At 69.2% G+C, this 18227-nt stretch carries 20 protein-coding genes; 16 read left to right on the forward strand and 4 right to left on the reverse strand.

All coding sequences use genetic code 11. The annotated features are described in order from the left end of the window. The first annotated feature begins 57 nt into the window (after positions 1 to 57). The 15 genes from NUW50_RS04855 (at position 58) to cysE (ending at position 13027) form a co-directional block, all read left to right on the forward strand. The gene (locus NUW50_RS04855; protein ID WP_258287935.1) at positions 58 to 1248 is read left to right on the forward strand and encodes a phage portal protein; all 1191 of its coding nucleotides are present in this window, start codon (positions 58 to 60) and stop codon (positions 1246 to 1248) included. Between the two features lie 43 nt (positions 1249 to 1291). Further along, a complete protein-coding gene (locus NUW50_RS04860; protein ID WP_258288305.1) occupies positions 1292 to 1864 on the forward strand; it encodes an HK97 family phage prohead protease in 573 nt (190 codons plus the stop codon). 50 nt (positions 1865 to 1914) lie between these two features. After that, complete coding sequence (locus tag NUW50_RS04865) at positions 1915 to 3111, forward strand: phage major capsid protein (protein WP_258287936.1); 1197 nt, start codon at positions 1915 to 1917, stop codon at positions 3109 to 3111. A gap of 169 nt (positions 3112 to 3280) precedes the next feature. Beyond that, positions 3281 to 3883, forward strand: coding sequence for a head-tail connector protein (locus tag NUW50_RS04870; protein ID WP_258287937.1), 603 nt, complete (start codon positions 3281 to 3283; stop codon positions 3881 to 3883). Next, entirely contained in the window at positions 3880 to 4215 is a 336-nt protein-coding gene (locus NUW50_RS04875; protein ID WP_258287938.1) for a head-tail adaptor protein, read from the forward strand. The genes NUW50_RS04870 and NUW50_RS04875 overlap by 4 nt, the downstream gene beginning before the upstream one ends. Next, the gene (locus NUW50_RS04880; protein ID WP_258287939.1) at positions 4212 to 4622 is read left to right on the forward strand and encodes a DUF3168 domain-containing protein; all 411 of its coding nucleotides are present in this window, start codon (positions 4212 to 4214) and stop codon (positions 4620 to 4622) included. The genes NUW50_RS04875 and NUW50_RS04880 overlap by 4 nt, the downstream gene beginning before the upstream one ends. Positions 4623 to 4644: 22 nt before the next feature. Continuing rightward, positions 4645 to 5058, forward strand: coding sequence for a phage major tail protein, TP901-1 family (locus NUW50_RS04885; protein WP_258287940.1), 414 nt, complete (start codon positions 4645 to 4647; stop codon positions 5056 to 5058). A gap of 1 nt (position 5059) precedes the next feature. After that, positions 5060 to 5383: a gene transfer agent family protein gene (locus tag NUW50_RS04890; protein WP_258287941.1), complete on the forward strand. Its 324-nt coding sequence runs from the start codon at positions 5060 to 5062 to the stop codon at positions 5381 to 5383. A 1-nt stretch (position 5384) separates the two neighbouring features. Then, a complete protein-coding gene (locus NUW50_RS04895) occupies positions 5385 to 5594 on the forward strand; it encodes a rcc01693 family protein (RefSeq protein WP_258287942.1) in 210 nt (69 codons plus the stop codon). After that, a complete protein-coding gene (locus NUW50_RS04900) occupies positions 5581 to 6246 on the forward strand; it encodes a phage tail tape measure protein (RefSeq protein WP_258287943.1) in 666 nt (221 codons plus the stop codon). Before NUW50_RS04895 ends, NUW50_RS04900 begins: the two co-directional genes overlap by 14 nt. 12 nt (positions 6247 to 6258) lie before the next feature. Beyond that, complete coding sequence (locus tag NUW50_RS04905) at positions 6259 to 6891, forward strand: DUF2460 domain-containing protein (RefSeq protein ID WP_258287944.1); 633 nt, start codon at positions 6259 to 6261, stop codon at positions 6889 to 6891. After that, positions 6888 to 7787, forward strand: a complete 900-nt coding sequence (locus tag NUW50_RS04910) for a DUF2163 domain-containing protein (protein ID WP_258287945.1) — start codon at positions 6888 to 6890, stop codon at positions 7785 to 7787. The genes NUW50_RS04905 and NUW50_RS04910 overlap by 4 nt, the downstream gene beginning before the upstream one ends. Continuing rightward, complete coding sequence (locus NUW50_RS04915) at positions 7784 to 8218, forward strand: NlpC/P60 family protein (RefSeq protein ID WP_258287946.1); 435 nt, start codon at positions 7784 to 7786, stop codon at positions 8216 to 8218. Before NUW50_RS04910 ends, NUW50_RS04915 begins: the two co-directional genes overlap by 4 nt. Beyond that, positions 8218 to 12123 carry a baseplate multidomain protein megatron gene (locus tag NUW50_RS04920; RefSeq protein ID WP_258287947.1) on the forward strand — a complete coding sequence of 1302 codons (3906 nt, stop codon included), beginning with the start codon at positions 8218 to 8220 and terminating at the stop codon, positions 12121 to 12123. Before NUW50_RS04915 ends, NUW50_RS04920 begins: the two co-directional genes overlap by 1 nt. A gap of 103 nt (positions 12124 to 12226) precedes the next feature. Further along, positions 12227 to 13027 carry a serine O-acetyltransferase gene (gene cysE, locus NUW50_RS04925; protein ID WP_258287948.1) on the forward strand — a complete coding sequence of 267 codons (801 nt, stop codon included), beginning with the start codon at positions 12227 to 12229 and terminating at the stop codon, positions 13025 to 13027. A gap of 22 nt (positions 13028 to 13049) precedes the next feature. On the opposite strand, the gene NUW50_RS04930 is transcribed toward cysE, so the two are convergent. Beyond that, positions 13050 to 13385 (reverse strand): carboxymuconolactone decarboxylase family protein, encoded by a 336-nt coding sequence (locus NUW50_RS04930; protein ID WP_258287949.1) that lies wholly within the window; start codon positions 13383 to 13385, stop codon positions 13050 to 13052. Positions 13386 to 13598: 213 nt separating this feature from the next. Between NUW50_RS04930 and NUW50_RS04935 the strand changes: the two genes are divergently transcribed. Then, complete coding sequence (locus tag NUW50_RS04935) at positions 13599 to 14240, forward strand: hypothetical protein (protein ID WP_258287950.1); 642 nt, start codon at positions 13599 to 13601, stop codon at positions 14238 to 14240. A gap of 115 nt (positions 14241 to 14355) precedes the next feature. On the opposite strand, the gene NUW50_RS04940 is transcribed toward NUW50_RS04935, so the two are convergent. The 3 genes from NUW50_RS04940 to pdhA are packed head-to-tail and all read right to left on the reverse strand — an operon-like array spanning position 14356 to position 18061. Continuing rightward, entirely contained in the window at positions 14356 to 15678 is a 1323-nt protein-coding gene (locus NUW50_RS04940) for a pyruvate dehydrogenase complex dihydrolipoamide acetyltransferase (protein WP_258287951.1), read from the reverse strand. An 11-nt stretch (positions 15679 to 15689) separates the two neighbouring features. Continuing rightward, positions 15690 to 17063, reverse strand: coding sequence for a pyruvate dehydrogenase complex E1 component subunit beta (locus NUW50_RS04945; RefSeq protein WP_258287952.1), 1374 nt, complete (start codon positions 17061 to 17063; stop codon positions 15690 to 15692). Further along, positions 17063 to 18061: a pyruvate dehydrogenase (acetyl-transferring) E1 component subunit alpha gene (gene pdhA, locus NUW50_RS04950; protein ID WP_258287953.1), complete on the reverse strand. Its 999-nt coding sequence runs from the start codon at positions 18059 to 18061 to the stop codon at positions 17063 to 17065. Before pdhA ends, NUW50_RS04945 begins: the two co-directional genes overlap by 1 nt. Positions 18062 to 18227 lie beyond the last annotated feature (166 nt).

Raw genomic sequence — 18227 nt, forward strand, 5'->3', positions numbered from 1 at the left:
GGGGGTGCGGGGCGGGGATCGGCCCTGCCGGGACATGCGCCAAACGGAAGGAGCGAGATGTTCGATTTTCTCAGGAAGCCGGGCAACGGGCCGGCGACTCCGGTGCCGGAGCGCAAGGCCGGCGCAACCGGCAAGGTGGTGGCCTTTCACTCCTCGGGCCGGGTGGCCTGGAGCCCGCGCGACACCGGCACGATGACCCGGGTCGGATTCGCCGGCAACCCGGTCGGGTTCCGGGTGGTGCGGCTGGTCGCCGAGGCCGCCGCCGCCTTGCCGCTGGTCCTGCAGGGCGCTGGCCAGCGCTATGCCGAGCATCCGGTGCTGAGCCTTCTGGCGCGGCCGAACGGGGCGCAGGGGCGGGCCGAACTGCTGGAAGCGCTCTATGCCTCGATCCTGCTCACGGGCGATGCCTGGCTGGAGGCGGTGGGCGGAGAGGGGCTGCCGCTGGAACTGCATGTGCTGCGTTCGGACCGGATGAGCGTGGTGCCGGGGCCGGATGGCTGGCCGGTGGCCTATGACTATGCGGTGGGCGGGCGCAGGCATCGGTTTCAGATCGGGGACGAGCCGTCGCCGATCTGCCATGTCCGGGCCTACAATCCGCAGGATGACCATTACGGCCTGTCGCCGATGCAGGCGGCCGCGGCGGCGATCGACGTGCACAACGCGGCAAGCCGCTGGTCGAAGGCGCTGCTGGACAACGCGGCGCGGCCCTCGGGGGCGATCGTCTATCGCGGGCCCGAGGGGGCGGCGTCGATGACCACCGAACAATATGACCGGCTGACCCGGGAGCTGGAGAGCCACCATCAGGGGGCGGCCAATGCCGGGCGGCCGATGCTGCTGGAGGGCGGGCTGGACTGGAAGCCGATGGGGTTCAGCCCCTCGGACATGGAATTCCTGAAGACCAAGGAGGGGGCGGCGCGGGAGATCGCGCTGGCCTTCGGAGTGCCGCCGATGATGCTGGGGATTCCGGGCGATGCGACCTATGCGAACTACCAGGAGGCGAACCGGGCCTTCTATCGTCTGACGGTGCTGCCGCTGGCGGTGCGGATGTGCCAGGCGATCGGGCACTGGCTGTCGGACCATGCCGGCGAGGTGCTGGACCTGCGACCCGACCCCGACCAGGTGCCGGCGCTGTCGGCGGAACGCGATGCGCTATGGGCGCGGGTCGGCGCCGCCGGCTTCCTGACCGAGGCCGAGAAGCGGGCGCTGCTGGGGCTGCCGAAGCTGGAGGAGCCGGGCGATGCGTCCTGATCCCCTGATGCCGGCAGAAATCGAGATATCGGAGGGACCGGTCATGGCACAGGCCCTGGCGCAATGGCTGGAGACCAAGTTCGCGCGGATCGGCGCGGCGGGCGAGGGTGATCTGGTGGTCACCGACGGGGTGCGGATCGAGGGCTATGCCTCGGTCTTCGGGCGCCCGGACCAGGGCGGCGACGTTGTGGCGCCGGGCGCCTATGCCGGGTCGCTGGACCGGCGCGGGGCGCAGGGGGTCAAGATGCTCTGGCAGCATGACCCGCGCGAGCCGATCGGGGTCTGGGACGAGGTTCGCGAGGATGGCCGGGGGCTGTTCGTCAAGGGCCGCCTGCTGACCGAGATCGCGCGCGGGCGCGAGGCGGCGGCGCTGATCGGGGCCGGGGCGATCGACGGGCTGTCGATCGGCTACCGGACGCTGCGGGCGGCGCGGGATGACGGCGGCCGCAGGCTGCTGTCGGAACTGGAGCTGTGGGAGGTCTCGCTGGTGACCTTTCCGATGCTCCCGGATGCGCGGGTCGGCGGCACCAAGGGGCAGAGCGGCCCGGCGCCCGAGACCCTGCGCCATTGGGCGGGCCTTCTGAGCGAGGCGCGCGGCCTGCTGGCCGGGGACTGACCGGCCGGCGGAGACCACCAGTCACGAGAACCGACATTCGGGGTGCGACGATGAAGACGACCGAGACGAAGACCCGGGCCGGGCAGGCCCTGCCGGGGGCCGAGGGGCCGGAAGCGGAGGTGGAAGCCGCGCTGACCGGGCTGCTGGACGAGCTGAAGGGCTTCCAGTCCGAGATCCGGACCAAACTCAAGCAACAGGAAGAGCGACTGACCATGCTGGATCGCAAGACCATTTCCTCCGGCCGCCCGGTGCTGGCCGCCGCGGCCGCTCCCGAGGCGCCGCATCAGAAGGCCTTCGCGGCCTATGTGCGGTCGGGAGACGACGACGCGCTGCGCGGGCTGGCGCTGGAGGGCAAGGCGCTGAACACCGCGGTGGCGGCCGAGGGCGGCTATCTGGTCGATCCGCAGACATCGGAGCGGATCGGCACGGTGATGCAATCGACCGCCTCGCTGCGGCAGGTGGCGAGGATCGTCAGCATCGAGGCGACCTCCTATGACGTGATCGTGGATCATGGCGATGTCGGCTCGGCCTGGGCGACCGAGGCCGGCACGGTCGGCGAGAGCGCGACCCCGGTGATCGAGAGGATCACGATTCCGCTGCACGAGCTGGCGGCGATGCCGAAAGCCAGCCAGCGTCTGCTGGACGACAGCGCCTTCGATGTCGAGGGCTGGCTGGCGGAACGGATCGCCGACAAGTTCATCCGCTCGGAAGCGGCGGCCTTCATCAGCGGCGACGGGGCCGACAAGCCGAAAGGGTTCCTGGACCACAGCATCGTGGCCGAGAGCAGTTGGGCCTGGGGGGCGCTCGGCTATGTGCCGACCGGCACCGATGGGGGCTTCGGCCCGGACCCCGACGGGATCGTTTCGCTGGTCTATGCGCTCGGGGCCGAATACCGCGCCAACGGGACCTTCGTGCTGAACTCGAAGACCGCAGGTCTGGTTCGCAAGCTGAAGGATGCCGATGGCCGCTTCCTGTGGTCGGACGGGCTGGCGGCGGGCGAACCGGCGCGGCTGATGGGCTATCCGGTGCTGATCGCCGAGGACATGCCGGATGTCAGCTCGGGCAGCCATGCGATTGCCTTCGGTGACTTCAATGCCGGCTACACGATCGCCGAGCGGCCCGAGGTGCGAATCCTGCGCGATCCCTTCTCGGCCAAGCCGAACGTGCTGTTCTACGCCACCAAGCGGGTCGGCGGCGATGTCAGCGATTTCGCGGCGATCAAGCTGCTGAAATTCTCGGTCAGCTAGGGCCGGGGCCGAGGTTCGGGGCCGGGCCGGCGCGGACCGGCCCCGGGCGGGTGAGCGCGTGCGGTTGCAGGCACCTTCTGCGTGTCCCTCCGTCCGAGCGGTGTCTGGCACGCGTTCACCATCCCATTTCACCGAGCAGGGGGGGAGGACCGGACAAGAGATGCTTCCCATGATGGTAGTCGAACTGACGGCGGTGCCGAGCGGCGCCCTGCCGGTGCCCGGGTTCCGGGCGCATCTGAGACTGGGGACCGGCTTTGGCGAGGACACGGTGCAGGACACGGTGCTGGAAAGCTACCTGCGTGCCGCGCTGGCGGTGATCGAGGGGCGGACCGGCAAGGCGTTGCTCGAACGGGCCTTTGTCTGGACCCTGACCGGCTGGCGCGATCCCCTTGGCCAGGCGCTGCCACTGGCGCCGGTGGGGGCGATCGACAGCCTGCGGCTGTTCACCCGCGCCGGCGGCGAGACTCTGGTGGAGGCTTCGGCCTACCGGTTGGAACAGGACATGCATCGGCCGCTGATCCGGCCGACGGCGACGAGTCTGCCGGAGATACCGAGCGGCGGCATGGCCGAGATCGAGTTCCATGCCGGTTTCGGCCCGGCCTGGGAAGATGTGCCGCCCGATCTGGCGCAGGCGGTGATGCTGCTGGCGGCGCATTATCACGAGCACCGCCACGCGCCCGAAGAGCGGGCCCGTGCCGAGATGCCCTTTGGTGTCACTGCGTTGATCGAGCGTTACCGGGCGCTGCGGGTCGGCGGCTGGGGGATGTCATGAGCTTCCGTCTGACCCGGGCGATGGTGCTGGAGGCGGCTTCGCGTCTGCCCGACGGCGCCGGTGGCTATACCGAGACCTGGGTGCCATTGGGCACCCATTGGGTCGAGGTGCGCAGCGGCACCGGAAAGGGCGGGGCGGCCGATCTGGTGGCGCTGGCGCAGGTGCCGTTGCGGATCATCGTCCGGGCGGCGCCGGAAGGGGCGCTGTCGCGGCCGAAGCCGGGGCAGCGGTTCCGCGAAGGGCAACGGCGCTTTCGCATTCTGGCAGTGACCGAGGCCGACCGGGACGGGCTCTACCTGACCTGTTTCGCCAGAGAGGAGGCTGCGGCATGAGCTATGGAGCGGCCGCCGCGTTGCAGGCGGCGGTCTATCAGGCGCTTTCGGACGATGCGGCCCTGACCGCACTGGTCGGCAATGCGATCTTCGACACCGCGCCGCCCGGTCCCCTGCCGCCGATCTATGTGGCGCTCGGGTCCGAGGATGTCCGCGACCGATCGGACATGACCGGGCATGGCGCGGCGCATGATCTTCTGGTCTCGGTGGTGGCGGATGCCGGGGGCTTCCAGACCGCCAAGCAGGCGGCCGCGGCGGTCTCGGATGTCCTGGTCGATGCCGATCTGAGCCTGAGCCGCGGCGCGCTGGTCTCGATGCAGTTCCTGCGCGCCACGGCGCGGCAGACCAGCCAGGGGCGGGCCCGGCGGATCGACCTGCGCTTCCGGGCGCGGGTCAGTGACGACTGAAACCAATATCGGAGTGATGGCAATGGCGGCGCAGGCTGGCAAGGACCTTCTGATCAAGATCGACATGACCGGCGACGGGCTGTTCGAGACCATGGCTGGGCTGCGGGCCTCGCGGATTTCGTTCAACGCGGAAACGGTGGATGTGACCTCGCTGGACTCGCAGGGCGGCTGGCGCGAACTGCTGTCGGGGGCGGGGATACGTTCGGCGACGATCTCGGGGTCGGGCATCTTCAGGGACTCGGCCCAGGACGAGCGGGCGCGGGCGCTGTTCTTTGACGGCACGGTGCCGGACTTCCAGGTGATCGTGCCGGATTTCGGCACCATCGAAGGGCCGTTCCAGATCACCTCGATCGAATATGCCGGCACGCTGAACGGCGAGGCGACCTATGAGCTGTCGCTGGCCTCGGCGGGCCAGCTGACCTTCGTGGCGCTCTGAGATGGCGAACCCCTGGGCCGGAGAGGTCGAGATCGTGATCGACGGCGTACCGCGGCGGATGAAGCTGACGCTTGGGGCGCTGGCCGAGCTGGAGGCGGGGCTGGGCGCGGAGTCGCTGCCGGCGCTGGTCGAGCGGTTCGAGGGCGGAAGCTTCTCGACCCGCGACGTGCTGGCGCTGATCGTCGCCGGGCTGCGGGGCGGCGGCTGGGCCGAGTGTTCGCCCGCCGCGCTGATGGGGGCCGATATCGGCGGCGGCCCGGTGGGTGCGGCGCGGGCGGCGGCAGAGCTGCTGGCGCGGGCCTTCGCCCTGCCGGGAGAAGACTGAGATGGCGGGCGGGGGACTCGACTGGCCGGGGCTGATGCGGGCCGGGCTGCGCGGGCTGGGACTGGAGCCGCGGGTCTTCTGGCGGCTGACCCCGGCGGAGCTGCGGCTGATGCTGGGCGAGGTGGCGGCGCCCGCGATGGCACGGGCGCGGCTGGAGGAACTGGCGGCAAGATGGCCGGACCGGAAAGGGCAGGGCGATGACGGAGATTGACGCAATCGACGGTTTCGATGCCGGGCTGGAGGCGCTGGAAGGCGCCCTGGACGGCGCGGCGCAGATGACCGGGGCCTTCTCGGCAGAGCTGATCCGGATGCAGGCGACGGTGAACGATACCGGGCGCGACGTGGGGATGCTCTCGGGCGGGATCAGCCGCGGGTTGCGGCGGGCCTTCGACGGGCTGGCCTTTGACGGGCTGAAGCTGTCGGAGGCGCTGAAGGGCGTGGCGCGGTCGATGCTCGACGCCGCCTATTCCGCCGCCATGCGCCCGGTGACCGGCCATTTCGGCGGGCTGCTGGCCGAGGGCGTCGCCTCGGTGATGAACGGGTTGCTGCCCTTCGAGAAGGGCGCCGGGTTCACCCAGGGCCGGGTGATGCCCTTTGCCCGGGGCGGCATCGTCACGGCGCCGGTGCGGTTCCCGATGCGGGGCGGCACCGGGCTGATGGGAGAGGCCGGACCCGAGGCGATCCTTCCCCTGGCGCGGGGCAGCGACGGCCGGCTGGGGGTGCGCAGCGAAGGCGGCGCCGGCCGTCCGGTGCAGGTGGTGATGAACATCCGGACGCCGGACGCGGAAGGCTTCCGGCGCAGCCGCAGCCAGATCGCCGCCGAGGTCGGCCGGGCGATCCAGCGCGGCAACCGCAACCGCTAGGGGAGGCAGGTGATGGGGTTTCACGAGATACGGTTTCCGGCCAATCTGAGCTTCGGTTCGGTCGGCGGGCCCGAGCGGCGGACCGAAGTGGTGACCCTGGCCAACGGCCACGAGGAACGCAACACGCCCTGGGCGCATTCGCGGCGGCGCTATGACGCCGGGCTGAGCCTGCGTTCGCTGGACGATATCGAGACGCTGGTCGCCTTCTTCGAAGCCCGGCGCGGGATGCTGTACGGGTTCCGCTGGAAGGACTGGACCGATTACAAGAGCTGCTCGGCCTCGAAGGACCCAGATTTCCGCGACCAGGTCATCGGCATCGGCGACGGCGAGACCCGGGTCTGGCAACTGGGCAAGCATTATGCCTCGGGCGGCAGCGATTACCTGCGGCCGATCCGCAAGCCGGTGGCGGGCACGGTGACGCTGGGCATCCAGCGCGAGCCGCTGCAGGAGAGCCTGCACTGGGAGATGGACGCGACCACCGGGCTGATCACCTTTGCGGTGGCGCCCGAGGCCGGGGTCGAGATCACCGCGGGCTATGAATTCGATGTGCCGGTGCGCTTCGATACCGACCAGATCCGCACCTCGGTCGCCGCCTTCAAGGCCGGCGAGGTGCCCTCGGTCCCGGTGCTGGAACTGCGGCTATGAGCGACTTTCCGGAGGACCTGGCGGCGCATCTGGCGGGAGGGATCGGCACGGTCTGCCGGGCCTGGGTGCTGGTCCGGCGTGACGGCATGGCGCTGGCCTTTACCGACCATGATGCCGATCTGGCCTTCGACGGCAGGCTGTTCCGGGCCGACTCGGGATTGACCGCCTCGGCCGTGCAGCAATCGACCGGGCTTGCGGTGGACAATACCGAAGCCATGGGTGCCCTGAGCAGTGATCTGATCCGCGAAGAGGACCTGGCTGCCGGGCGCTATGACGGTGCCGAGGTGACGGCCTGGCTGGTCAACTGGGCGGCGCCGGAGCAGCGAGTAATGCTGTTTCGCGGCACGCTGGGCGAGGTGACACGGGCCGGCGGTGCCTTCCATGCCGAATTGCGCGGGCTGGCCGAGGCGCTGAACCAGCCGCAGGGGCATGTCTACCAGACGCCCTGTTCGGCGGTCCTGGGCGATGCCCGCTGTGGTGTCGATCTGGGCGATCCGGGCTATTTCGCCGAGGTCGCGGCCGAGGCGGTCGAGGACGGCAAGCGCTTCGTCTTCGCGGCGCTCGACGGCTTCGATGACCGCTGGTTCGAGCGTGGCCGGATGCGGGTGCTGAGCGGCGCGGCGGCAGGGCTGATCGGGGTGATCAAGAACGACCGGCTGTCGGCTTCGGGCCGGGTGATCGAGCTGTGGCAGGACCTGCGGGCGCCGGTGGCGGCGGGCGACATGCTCCGGCTTGAGGCGGGTTGCGACAAGCGGGTCGAGACCTGCCGGCTGAAGTTCGACAACATCGCCAACCATCGTGGCTTTCCGGCGATCCCGGGCGAGGACTGGCTGATGGCTGTGCCGGCGAACCAACCCGTCAAGGATGGGGGCAGCCGGGACGGGTTCGGCCGATGAGGCGGGCAGAGATCGTGGCGCTGGCGCGGGGCTGGATCGGGACGCCCTATGTGCATCAGGGCTCCACCCGGGGGGCCGGGGCCGATTGCCTGGGCCTGGTCCGGGGCATCTGGCGCGAGGCCCTGGGCGCCGAACCGGCGACGGTCCCGGCCTATACCGAAGACTGGTCCGAAGCCGGGCGGGACGAGCGGCTCTGGTCCGCCGCCCGCACCCATCTGATCCCGCGCGAGGGGCTTGCACCCGGCGCGGTGCTGCTGTTCCGGATGCGCGCCGGCGGGGTGGCCAAGCATCTGGGCATCCTGGCCGAGACCGGGCCGCGCCCGAGCTTCATCCATGCCTATTCCGGGCACCGGGTCACCGAGAGTCCGCTGTCGGCCCCCTGGGCGCGGCGGATCGTGGCCTGTTTCGACTTTCCCGCAAGGAGCTGCTGATGGCGACGATCGTGTTTGGAGCCCTGGGGGCCGCGGCCGGAGCCTCGGTCGGGGGCGGGGTGCTGGGCCTGTCCTCGGTGCTGATCGGGCGGGCCATCGGGGCGACGCTGGGCCGGGCGATCGACCAGCGGCTGCTGGGCGCGGGGTCCGAGCCGGTCGAGACCGGGCGGATCGACCGGTTCCGGCTGACCGGCGCCAGCGAGGGCGCCGGGATCGCCCGTCTGCACGGCCGGATGCGGCTGGCGGGGCAGGTGATCTGGGCCTCGAACTTTCGCGAGACCGTGCACAGGAGCGGCGGCAAGGGCACAGCCTCGCCGCGGGTCAGCAGCTACAGCTACACCGTCAGCCTGGCGATCGCGCTCTGCGAGGGCGAGATCTCCGGGGTTGGCCGGATCTGGGCCGACGGGCAGGAGATCGCGCCCGACAGCCTGAACCTGCGGGTCTATCCCGGCAGCGAGGACCAGCTGCCCGACCCGCTGATCGAGGCGGTCGAGGGCGCGGGGACGGTTCCGGCCTATCGCGGCACCGCCTATGTCGTGCTGGAAGAGCTGGACCTCTCGCCCTTCGGCAACCGGGTGCCGGCGTTCAATTTCGAGGTCTTTCGCCCCGCCGACCGGGCACTGCCCGGGGTCGTCCCGGACCCGGCGCTGGCGGTGCGGGGCGTGGCGCTGATCCCCGGCTCGGGCGAATATGCGCTGGCCACGACGCCGGTGAACCACGATCTCGGCCTGGGCGAGCTGCGGGTCGCCAACCAGTCCACGGCGTCGGGCCGGACCGATCTGGTCACCTCGCTGGACGGGTTGGAGAACGAGCTGCCGGCGGTCGGCTCGGTCTCGCTGGTCGTGTCATGGTTCGGTGACGATCTGCGGGTCGGGGCCTGCCGGGTGCAGCCCAGGGTCGAGCAGGCCGAGACCGAGGGCACCGCGATGCCCTGGCGGGTCTCGGGAATCGATCGGGCCTCGGCCGGGGTGGTGCCGCAGGATGACGACGGTCCGGTCTATGGCGGCACGCCCGCCGATGACTCGGTCATCGAGGCGATCCGCGAGATCGCGGCCCGCGGCAAGGAGGTGATGTTCTATCCCTTCCTCCTGATGGAGCAGATGCCGGGCAACGGGCTGCCCGACCCCTGGTCCGGGGCCGCCGATCAGCCGGTGCTGCCCTGGCGCGGGCGGATCACCACCTCGGTGGCACCGGGGCGCAACGGCTCGCCTGACGGCACGGCGGCGGCCGAGGCCGAGGTGGCAGCCTTCTTCGGAACCGCCCAACCGGGCGATTTCAGCGTCAGCGGCAGCACGGTCGGCTATGCCGGCCCGGACGAGTTCAGCTATCGCCGCTTCATCCTGCATTACGCGCATCTCTGCGCGGCGGCCGGCGGGGTGTCGGCCTTCTGCATCGGTTCGGAGCTGCGCGGGATCACGCAAATCCGGGGTGCGGGCGGGTCTTTCCCGGCGGTGGCGGCGCTGAAGGTGCTGGCGGCGGAGGTGCGGGCGATCCTCGGGCCCGGCACCAGGATCGGCTATGCCGCGGACTGGTCCGAATATTTCGGCTATCACCCGCAGGACGGTTCCGGCGACGTGCTGTTCCATCTCGACCCGCTCTGGACCGATCCGGCGATCGATTTCGTTGGGATCGACAATTACATGCCGCTGAGCGACTGGCGTGATGGCGATGATCATGCCGATGCAGGTTTCGGTTCGATCTACAACCTGGCCTATCTGCGCGGCAACGTGGCGGGGGGCGAGGGGTATGACTGGTATTACCATGCCCCCGAGGCGCGCGCGGCGCAGCTGCGGACCCCGATCCGCGACACGGCGCATGGGCAGGACTGGGTCTTCCGTCCCAAGGACATCCGCGGCTGGTGGTCGAACCCGCATAACGAGCGGATCGGCGGGGTGCGGCAGGAGACCGACACCGGCTGGGTGCCGGGGATGAAACCGATCTGGTTCACCGAACTGGGCTGCCCGGCGGTGGACAAGGGGAGCAACCAGCCGAATGCCTTTCCGGACGCGAAAAGCTCGGAATCGGGGCTGCCCCATTTCTCGAACGGGCGCCGCGATGACGTGATCCAGATGCAGTATCTGCGCGCCGTGCATGACTTCTGGAACGATCCGGCGGAAAACCCGGTCTCGCCCGAATACGGCGGGCCGATGGTCGATATGGCCCATGCCCATGTCTGGGCCTGGGATGCACGGCCCTTCCCGGCCTTTCCGAACCTTTCGGGCCTCTGGTCCGATGCGGCGAATTACGCGCGCGGGCACTGGCTGAACGGGCGTGGCGGGGCGCGGTCGCTGGCGACCGTGGCGGCCGAGTGCTGTCGCCGGGCCGGGGTCGAGGATTACGATGTCTCGGAGCTCTACGGGCTGCTGCGCGGCTATCTGGCCGATGGCACCGCGACGGCGCGGGCGGCCTTGCAGCCGCTGATGCTGGCCTATGGTTTCGACGCGGTGGAGCGGGGCGGCAAGCTGATCTTCCGTTCGCGCGGGCGGCGTCCGGCGGGCATGGTGCTGCCCGAGGGGCTGGTGGCGCGGGAGGCGGGCGATCTGGACCTGGTCCGGGCGCCCGAGGCCGAGGTTTCGGGGCGGCTGCGGCTGGTCCATACCGAGGCCGAGGGTGACTACGCGATCCGCAGTGCCGAGGCGGTGTTTCCCGACGGGGAGACCCATCGTGTCGATCAGACCGAGCTGGCGCTGGCGCTGGTCTCGGTCGAGGGGCGCGGCATCGCCGAACGCTGGCTGGCGGAATCGCGGATCGCCCGCGACGTGGCACGGTTCGCGCTGCCGCCGTCGCGGCTGCCGCTCGGGGCCGGCGACGTGGTGGTGCTGGGGCAGGGCGCGGAGGCCGCCGAATACCGGATCGACCGGGTCGAGCTGACCGAGAGCCAGGCCATCGAGGCGACCCGTTGCGAACCCGAGACCTATCAGCCCTCGGATGCGGTCGAGGAAGTCGCGCGCAACCGGCCCTTCGTGCCGCCGGTGCCGGTGTTTCCGCTGTTTCTCGACCTGCCCCTGCTGAAGGGCAACGAGGTGCCGCATGCGCCGCATGTCGCGGTGACGGCACGGCCCTGGCCGGGGGCGGCGGCGGTCTGGTCCTCGGACAGCGACGACGGCTATGCGCAGAACCTGATCCTGCCCGATCCGGCGGCGGTCGGGGTGACGCTGGGCGCGGTCGGCAGCGGGCCGGTGGGGCTTTATGACCGGGGCAACACGGTCGAGGTGAAGCTGACCCAGGGCACGCTGAGTTCGGTCAGCGAGCTGGGCCTGCTGAACGGCGCCAATGTGGCGGTGCTGGGCGACGGCTCTTCGGATCGCTGGGAGCTGTTCCAGTTCCGGACCGCCACGCTGGTGGCGCCGCGGGTCTGGGCGCTGAGCGGGCTGCTGCGCGGTCAGGCGGGCAGCGATGCGCTGATGCCCGAGGAATGGCCCGAGGGCAGCTATTTCGTGCTGCTCGATCCCGCCGTCCGGCAGATCGCGCTGGAGGCTTCGGCCCGGCGCCTGGCGCGGCACTACCGGATCGGCCCGGCGCTGCGCGGCTATGACGATCCGTCCTATGTCCACCGGGTCGAGGCCTTCGACGGGATCGGGTTGCGCCCCTATGCGCCGGTGCATCTGCGCGAGCAACTGGTCGGCGGGGACCGGGTCTATTCCTGGATCCGGCGGACCCGGATCAATGGCGACAGCTGGGAATTCGAGGACGTGCCGCTGGGCGAAGCCACCGAGGCCTATCGGGTCCGGGTCATGCAGGGCCCGGTGGTGATCCGCGAAGCCGCGACGTCGGCCCCGGGCTGGACCTACACCGCCGCCGCGATGGCCGCCGACGGGCTGAGCGGCCCGGCCGAGATCAGCGTCGCGCAACTCTCGGATGTCTTCGGCGCCGGGTTGCCGCGGGTTCTGGGCACCAGTTTCTGACCCCGCTCGCGGCGGCGTGATCGGCGCCGGACCCTCTTTCCATTTGGCCCGGCAGCCCTATCTGCGGTAGAAGCCCGACAGGATTGCCGCAGGAGGCCCCCCGATGGAAAACCGCGCCAAGCTTGCCCAGGTCGATCCGGTCTGGTCGCAGATCTGCACCGAAGCCGAAGAGGCGGTCCAGGCCGAGCCGCTGCTGGGCGGGATGATCCATTCCACCATTCTGCACCACCCCAGCCTGCACCGGGCGCTTGCCTATCGGATGTCGATGAAACTGGCCTCGGGCGAGATGTCCGAACAGTTGATCCGCGAGATCGCCGATCAGGCCCATGCCAGCGCGCCGGACCTTTCGGATGCCGCCCGCGCCGATCTGGTGGCGGTCTACGAGCGTGATCCGGCCTGCCACCGGATGTTGCAGCCGGTGCTCTATTTCAAGGGCTATCAGGCGTTGCAGGCCTATCGCGTCGGGCATTGGCTGTGGACCGAGGGCCGCCGCGACCTGGCCTATTTCTTCCAGATGCGGGTCTCGGAGGTCTTCGGCGTCGATATCCATCCCAATGCCAAGATCGGGCGCGGGCTGATGATCGACCACGCCCATTCGATCGTGATCGGCGAGACGGCGGTGGTCGGCGACAATGTCTCGATGCTGCACGCGGTGACGCTGGGCGGCACCGGCAAGGAAGGTCATGACCGCCATCCCAAGGTCGGTGACGGGGTGATGATCGGCGCCGGGGCCAAGGTTCTGGGCAATATCCGGATCGGCAGTTGCAGCCGGATCGCGGCCGGCTCGGTGGTGTTGCAGGACGTGCCGGCCTGTAAGACCGTGGCCGGGGTGCCCGCCAAGGTGGTGGGCGAGGCGGGATGCTCGCAGCCCTCGATCAGCATGGATCAGGTGATCGGGGACTGATCCGGCCCGCCGCGCCGCCGTTTCAGCCGGCCAGCTGGTCGTAGGCCTCCAGCGCCCTGGCGCCATACATGAAGGCCGGGCCGCCGCCCATGTAGATCGAGACCGAGACGCAGTCCGCCACCTCTTCGCGGGTGGCGCCGGCGCGGATCGCCGCCTTGACGTGAAAGCCGATGCAATCGGTGCATTGCCGGGCAATGCCGATGGCGATGCACATCAGTTCCTTGTGCTTCAGGTCGATCGCCCCCGGGCTCATCGAGGCCTTGGCCAGGCCGGAAAATCCGACCCCGACCTCGGGCGCCGCCTTGCGGTAGGTGGCCAGGTTCGTGTTGGCTTCGGCCAGTTCTGCGGTCCAGTCCATGCGGGTGCTCCCTATTGCGCGCTGCGCCGGTCCTAGCCGGGAGCGGTGGGGGAATCCTTGCGGCAGGTCAATTGGCGCAGCCGGGCAAAACTTGACGGAATGGACCCCCTCGCCGCACCATGAAAGCGTGGTGAGAGCGGGGGAGATCGGATGTCATTGATAAGGCTTGCGTTTGTGGCGCTCATGGCCTGCGGGCCGGGGGGAGTGCCCGGGATGGCGCGGGCCGAGGGCAATGTCGTGGTGGCGACATGCAGCACCTCGGGTTGCGAATGTCTGCTGACCGAGCTGAGTGTCGAAGAGGCCACGATCACCCTGGGCGAGGCGCCTCCGGAAGGGGTCGAGGATCCGCTGCTGGTCGAAACCGACGAAGGCTATGTCTGGACAGCCATGACCGCCGAAGAGCTGGATTTGACCTCGGGCGGCCCCGGCGAATGCGAGTTGGCGTTCTTTCCGGCGATCACGCCGCGGGACGGAACCTGGTTCGGCCAAGTGACCGACAGGCAGGTCTCGGGCTGTCCCGCCGGGCTGGACAGCGCGCTGGAGCCCGGTCTTGCGGGGCTGGGCCGGTCGCGGCGGGTGCTCTGGGAAGGGGTGTTCCATCCGCAAAAGCTGTCGCCGGGCAGCACGGTGAGCTGGTCGAAAGTCACCGATGACCGCTACAGCGGCATCATGCCCTTGCAGTCCGGCGGACCGGTCAGGATGTCGGCAATCTGGGACAGCCAGATCAGGGACCCGGAATTCGTGCAGGCGAAACTGGATTTCCGGCTGAGCATGGACGGGGGGCAACTGGCGATGCTGGGGCTGGCCAATTGCAAGGTTCGCGTGTTCGTGGAGTTTCGTCGGACAGGGGACTGAGGCGGGCGCGGCGCAACTGCCGGCCACTCCGGGGCCGGACGTCCGGTCCCGGCCGCCCGAGCACCCCGGACGACCTGAAACCGCTGCACGGCAAGCGGCCGTCCGGCCGCCGGCCTCAGGCCAGCATCGTCACCGGGTTTTCCAGCGCCTGAACGATCTTTTCGAGCAGTTGCGCGCCGAGCGCCCCGTCGATCACCCGGTGATCGACCGAAAGCGTCACGCTCATCACCGTGGCCACCGTGAGGCCGCCATCGGCGCCGACAACCGGTTTCTTCACGCCGGCGCCGACCGCCAGGATGCCACCATGCGGCGGGTTGATGACCGCGTCGAAATTGTCGATGCCGAACATCCCGAGGTTCGAGACCGCAAAACTGCCGCCCTGGTATTCATGCGGCGCCAGCTTGCGTTCGCGGGCGCGTTTGGCGAGGTCCTTCATCTCGGCCGACAGCGCCGAGAGCGACTTCATGTCGGCGTCGCGCAGGACCGGGGTGAACAGCCCGCCCTCGATCGCGACGGCGACGGCCACATCCGAGGGCTTCAGCTTCAGCACCCGATCCCCGGCCCAGACCGCATTGGCGTCCGGCACCTGTTGCAGGGCCACGGCGCAGGCCTTGATGATGAAGTCGTTGACGCTGAGCTTCACGCCGCGCGGTTCCAGCGCCTTGTTCAGCTCGGCGCGGAATTTCATCAGCGCGTCCAGCTTGATGTCCCGGCGCAGGTAGAAATGCGGGATGGTCTGCTTGGCCTCGGTCAGCCGCGCCGCGATGGTCTTGCGCATTCCGTCGAGCTTGACCTCTTCGAACTCGCGGTCGGCATACATCTTCAGCACGGTCTCGGCGCCGGGGCCGGCCGGCATGGGGGCCGCTGCCTTGGTCGGAGCCGCTTCGGCAGCCGGAGAGGCCGCCGCCGGGGCCGCGGCACCGGGTCGGGCGCCTTCGACATCGGCCTTGACGATCCGTCCGTGCGGGCCCGAGCCGGTGATGGTGGAGAGGTCGAGCCCCTTCTCGGCCGCGATCCGCCGGGCCAGCGGCGAGGCGAAGACCCGGGTTCCGTCGCCGGACCGGGCGGCTGCCGGAGCCGGGGCAGGGGCCGCCGGGGGAGCCGCCGCGGGGGCGGCGGGGGCCGCTGTGCTGGGCGTTTCGGCCGGAGCCGCCGCCTTGGCCGGGGCGGCGCTGGCGATGTCGCTGGCGCTTTCGCCCTCTTCCAGCAGCACCGCGATCGGCGCGTTGACCTTCACGCCCTCGGTGCCCTCGGCGACCAGCAGCTTGCCGACCACGCCTTCATCGACGGCTTCGAATTCCATCGTCGCCTTGTCGGTCTCGATCTCGGCGAGGATGTCGCCGGAGTTGACCGTATCCCCTTCCTTGACCATCCATTTCGCAAGCGTGCCTTCCTCCATCGTCGGAGACAGCGCGGGCATCAGAATTTCTGTCGGCATCTTCGGCCCCCTCAGCGATATGTGACTTGTTTGACGGCTGCGACCACCTCGGCCGGATTGATCAGCGCCAGCTTCTCGAGGTTGGCCGCATAGGGCATCGGCACATCCTTTCCGGTGCAGTTGAGGACCGGCGCATCAAGATAGTCGAAGGCATGGGTCATGATATAGGCCGAGAGGTGGTTGCCGATGGCACCCACCGGGAAGCCTTCCTCGACGGTCACGCAGCGGTTGGTCTTCTTCACGCTGTCGATCACCGTGGCGTAGTCGAGCGGGCGCAGGGTGCGCAGGTCGATCACCTCGGCCTCGATCCCCTCTTTCGCCAGCTCTTCCGCCGCCGCCATCGCATGGCTCATGCCGATGCCGAAGGAGACGATGGTGACATCGGTTCCCTGCCGCTCGATCCGGGCCTTGCCGAAGGGGATGGTGAAATCGTCCAGCACCGGCACCTCGAAGCTGCGGCCATAGAGGATTTCGTTCTCCAGGAAGATCACCGGGTTCGGATCGCGGATCGCGGTCTTGAGCAGGCCCTTCGCATCCGCCGCCGACCAGGGCATGACGACCCGCAGGCCGGGCACCATCGCATACCAGGCGGCATAGTCCTGCGAGTGCTGGGCGCCGACCCGGGCCGCGGCCCCGTTCGGACCGCGGAACACCATCGGGGCGCCCATCTGGCCGCCCGACATGTAGCGGGTCTTGGCCGCCGAGTTGATGATCTGGTCGATCGCCTGCATGGCGAAGTTGAAGGTCATGAACTCGACGATCGGGCGCAGCCCGCCAAAGGCGGCGCCGACCGCGATGCCGGTGAATCCGTGTTCGGTGATCGGGGTGTCGATCACCCGCTTCGGGCCGAACTCGTCCAGCAGGCCCTGGGAAATCTTGTAGGCGCCCTGATATTCGCCGACTTCCTCGCCCATCAGATAGACGCGGTCGTCGCGGCGCATTTCCTCGGCCATCGCCTCGCGTAGGGCCTCGCGCACCGTCATGGTCTTCATTTCGGTGCCGGCGGGCCAGTCCGGGCTGGTATCGGCCTGTGGCGTGGCCGGGGCACTGGCCTGGGCCGCGACCGGCGCAGGGGCCGGGGCCTCGGCGGCAGGGGCTGCCGGGGCAGGGGCCTTGGCCGGGGCGGCGTCGGGCACCGCCTCGCCTTCCTCGACCAGCACCGCGATCGGCGCGTTCACCTTGACGCCTTCGGTGCCCTCGGCGACCAGCAGCTTGCCGACGATGCCCTCATCGACGGCCTCGAATTCCATCGTTGCCTTGTCGGTCTCGATCTCGGCCAGGATCATCCCCGAGGTGACCGTATCCCCCTCTTTCACCAGCCATTTGGCCAGGGTGCCTTCCTCCATCGTCGGAGACAGCGCGGGCATGAGAATTTCAGTCGCCATTACTGGGCCTCCGCGTAGATGTCAGTCCAAAGTTCGGCTTCGGCCGGTTCCGGGCTCTCCTTGGCGAACTCGGCCGCTTCGTTGACGATGTTCTTGATCTCCTTGTCGATCGCCTTCAGGTCGTCCTCCGAGGCATGTTTGCCGTCGAGGATCATGGTGCGCACATGCTCGATCGCGTCCTTCTCGTCGCGCATCTTCTGCACCTCTTCGCGGGTCCGGTACTTGGCCGGGTCGGACATCGAGTGGCCGCGATAGCGGTAGGTCTTGATCTCGAGGATATAGGGCCCCTTGCCGGCCCGGCAGTGCGCCACCGCCTTCTCGCCGGCTGCCTTGACCGCCAGCACGTCCATGCCGTCGACCTCTTCGCCGGGAATGCCGTAGGCGAGGCCGCGCCCGTAGAGCGTCGTCGATTTGGTCGAGCGCTTGACCGAGGTGCCCATCGCATACTGGTTGTTCTCGATCACGAAGACCACCGGCAGATCCCAGAGTTCGGCCATGTTGTAGGTTTCGTAGACCTGGCCCTGGTTGGCGGCGCCGTCACCGAAATAGGTGAAGGTCACGCGGCCGTTTTCCAGATACTTGTCCGCAAAGGCGAGCCCGGCGCCGATCGGCACCTGGGCGCCGACGATCCCGTGACCGCCGTAGAAGTGCTTTTCCTTCGAGAACATGTGCATCGAGCCGCCCTTGCCGCGGCTGTAGCCGCCCTCGCGGCCGGTCAGCTCGGCCATGACGCCCTTCGGGTCCATGCCGCAGGCCAGCATATGGCCATGGTCGCGGTAGGAGGTGACGCGCTTGTCGCCTTCCTCGGCGGTGGCTTCCAGCCCGACGACGACCGCTTCCTGACCGATGTAGAGGTGACAGAAGCCGCCGATCAGGCCCATGCCGTACAACTGGCCGGCCTTTTCCTCGAACCGACGGATCAGCAGCATTTCCCGGTAGAAATGCAGCAGGTCCTCTTTCGATGTATTGGGTTTCGCCTGCGTCTTTCTGGCTGCCATGCGGCACTCCTCCCCTGGCGCGAAGATAGTTTAACGTTAAACTATCTAATATCCTATCCTTGCCAAGGAGTGTAGCGCATTTTCGCGGCTTGGAAACAGGGCAGACATGCAAAAGGCGAATGGCTGCCAGTGCTGCGGCGTCAACCGGGGCGGGGCCGTGGCCCCG

This window comes from Frigidibacter sp. ROC022, assembly GCF_024723735.1.
Taxonomy (GTDB): domain Bacteria; phylum Pseudomonadota; class Alphaproteobacteria; order Rhodobacterales; family Rhodobacteraceae; genus SLM-1.

What these genes read in the sequence shown, in the direction of transcription:
- NUW50_RS04880 (WP_258287939.1), top strand. Translation starts at nt 4,212, where the DNA reads ATGAGCTATGGAGCGGCCGCCGCGTTGCAGGCGGCGGTCTATCAGGCG.
- NUW50_RS04900 (WP_258287943.1), top strand. Translation starts at nt 5,581, where the DNA reads ATGACGGAGATTGACGCAATCGACGGTTTCGATGCCGGGCTGGAGGCG.
- NUW50_RS04920 (WP_258287947.1), top strand. Translation starts at nt 8,218, where the DNA reads ATGGCGACGATCGTGTTTGGAGCCCTGGGGGCCGCGGCCGGAGCCTCG.
- cysE (WP_258287948.1), top strand. Translation starts at nt 12,227, where the DNA reads ATGGAAAACCGCGCCAAGCTTGCCCAGGTCGATCCGGTCTGGTCGCAG.
- NUW50_RS04855 (WP_258287935.1), top strand. Translation starts at nt 58, where the DNA reads ATGTTCGATTTTCTCAGGAAGCCGGGCAACGGGCCGGCGACTCCGGTG.
- NUW50_RS04895 (WP_258287942.1), top strand. Translation starts at nt 5,385, where the DNA reads ATGGCGGGCGGGGGACTCGACTGGCCGGGGCTGATGCGGGCCGGGCTG.
- NUW50_RS04930 (WP_258287949.1), bottom strand. Translation starts at nt 13,385, where the DNA reads ATGGACTGGACCGCAGAACTGGCCGAAGCCAACACGAACCTGGCCACC.
- NUW50_RS04870 (WP_258287937.1), top strand. Translation starts at nt 3,281, where the DNA reads ATGATGGTAGTCGAACTGACGGCGGTGCCGAGCGGCGCCCTGCCGGTG.
- NUW50_RS04910 (WP_258287945.1), top strand. Translation starts at nt 6,888, where the DNA reads ATGAGCGACTTTCCGGAGGACCTGGCGGCGCATCTGGCGGGAGGGATC.
- NUW50_RS04915 (WP_258287946.1), top strand. Translation starts at nt 7,784, where the DNA reads ATGAGGCGGGCAGAGATCGTGGCGCTGGCGCGGGGCTGGATCGGGACG.
- NUW50_RS04865 (WP_258287936.1), top strand. Translation starts at nt 1,915, where the DNA reads ATGAAGACGACCGAGACGAAGACCCGGGCCGGGCAGGCCCTGCCGGGG.
- NUW50_RS04905 (WP_258287944.1), top strand. Translation starts at nt 6,259, where the DNA reads ATGGGGTTTCACGAGATACGGTTTCCGGCCAATCTGAGCTTCGGTTCG.
- pdhA (WP_258287953.1), bottom strand. Translation starts at nt 18,061, where the DNA reads ATGGCAGCCAGAAAGACGCAGGCGAAACCCAATACATCGAAAGAGGAC.
- NUW50_RS04860 (WP_258288305.1), top strand. Translation starts at nt 1,292, where the DNA reads ATGGCACAGGCCCTGGCGCAATGGCTGGAGACCAAGTTCGCGCGGATC.
- NUW50_RS04885 (WP_258287940.1), top strand. Translation starts at nt 4,645, where the DNA reads ATGGCGGCGCAGGCTGGCAAGGACCTTCTGATCAAGATCGACATGACC.
- NUW50_RS04875 (WP_258287938.1), top strand. Translation starts at nt 3,880, where the DNA reads ATGAGCTTCCGTCTGACCCGGGCGATGGTGCTGGAGGCGGCTTCGCGT.
- NUW50_RS04940 (WP_258287951.1), bottom strand. Translation starts at nt 15,678, where the DNA reads ATGCCGACAGAAATTCTGATGCCCGCGCTGTCTCCGACGATGGAGGAA.
- NUW50_RS04890 (WP_258287941.1), top strand. Translation starts at nt 5,060, where the DNA reads ATGGCGAACCCCTGGGCCGGAGAGGTCGAGATCGTGATCGACGGCGTA.
- NUW50_RS04935 (WP_258287950.1), top strand. Translation starts at nt 13,599, where the DNA reads ATGGCGCGGGCCGAGGGCAATGTCGTGGTGGCGACATGCAGCACCTCG.
- NUW50_RS04945 (WP_258287952.1), bottom strand. Translation starts at nt 17,063, where the DNA reads ATGGCGACTGAAATTCTCATGCCCGCGCTGTCTCCGACGATGGAGGAA.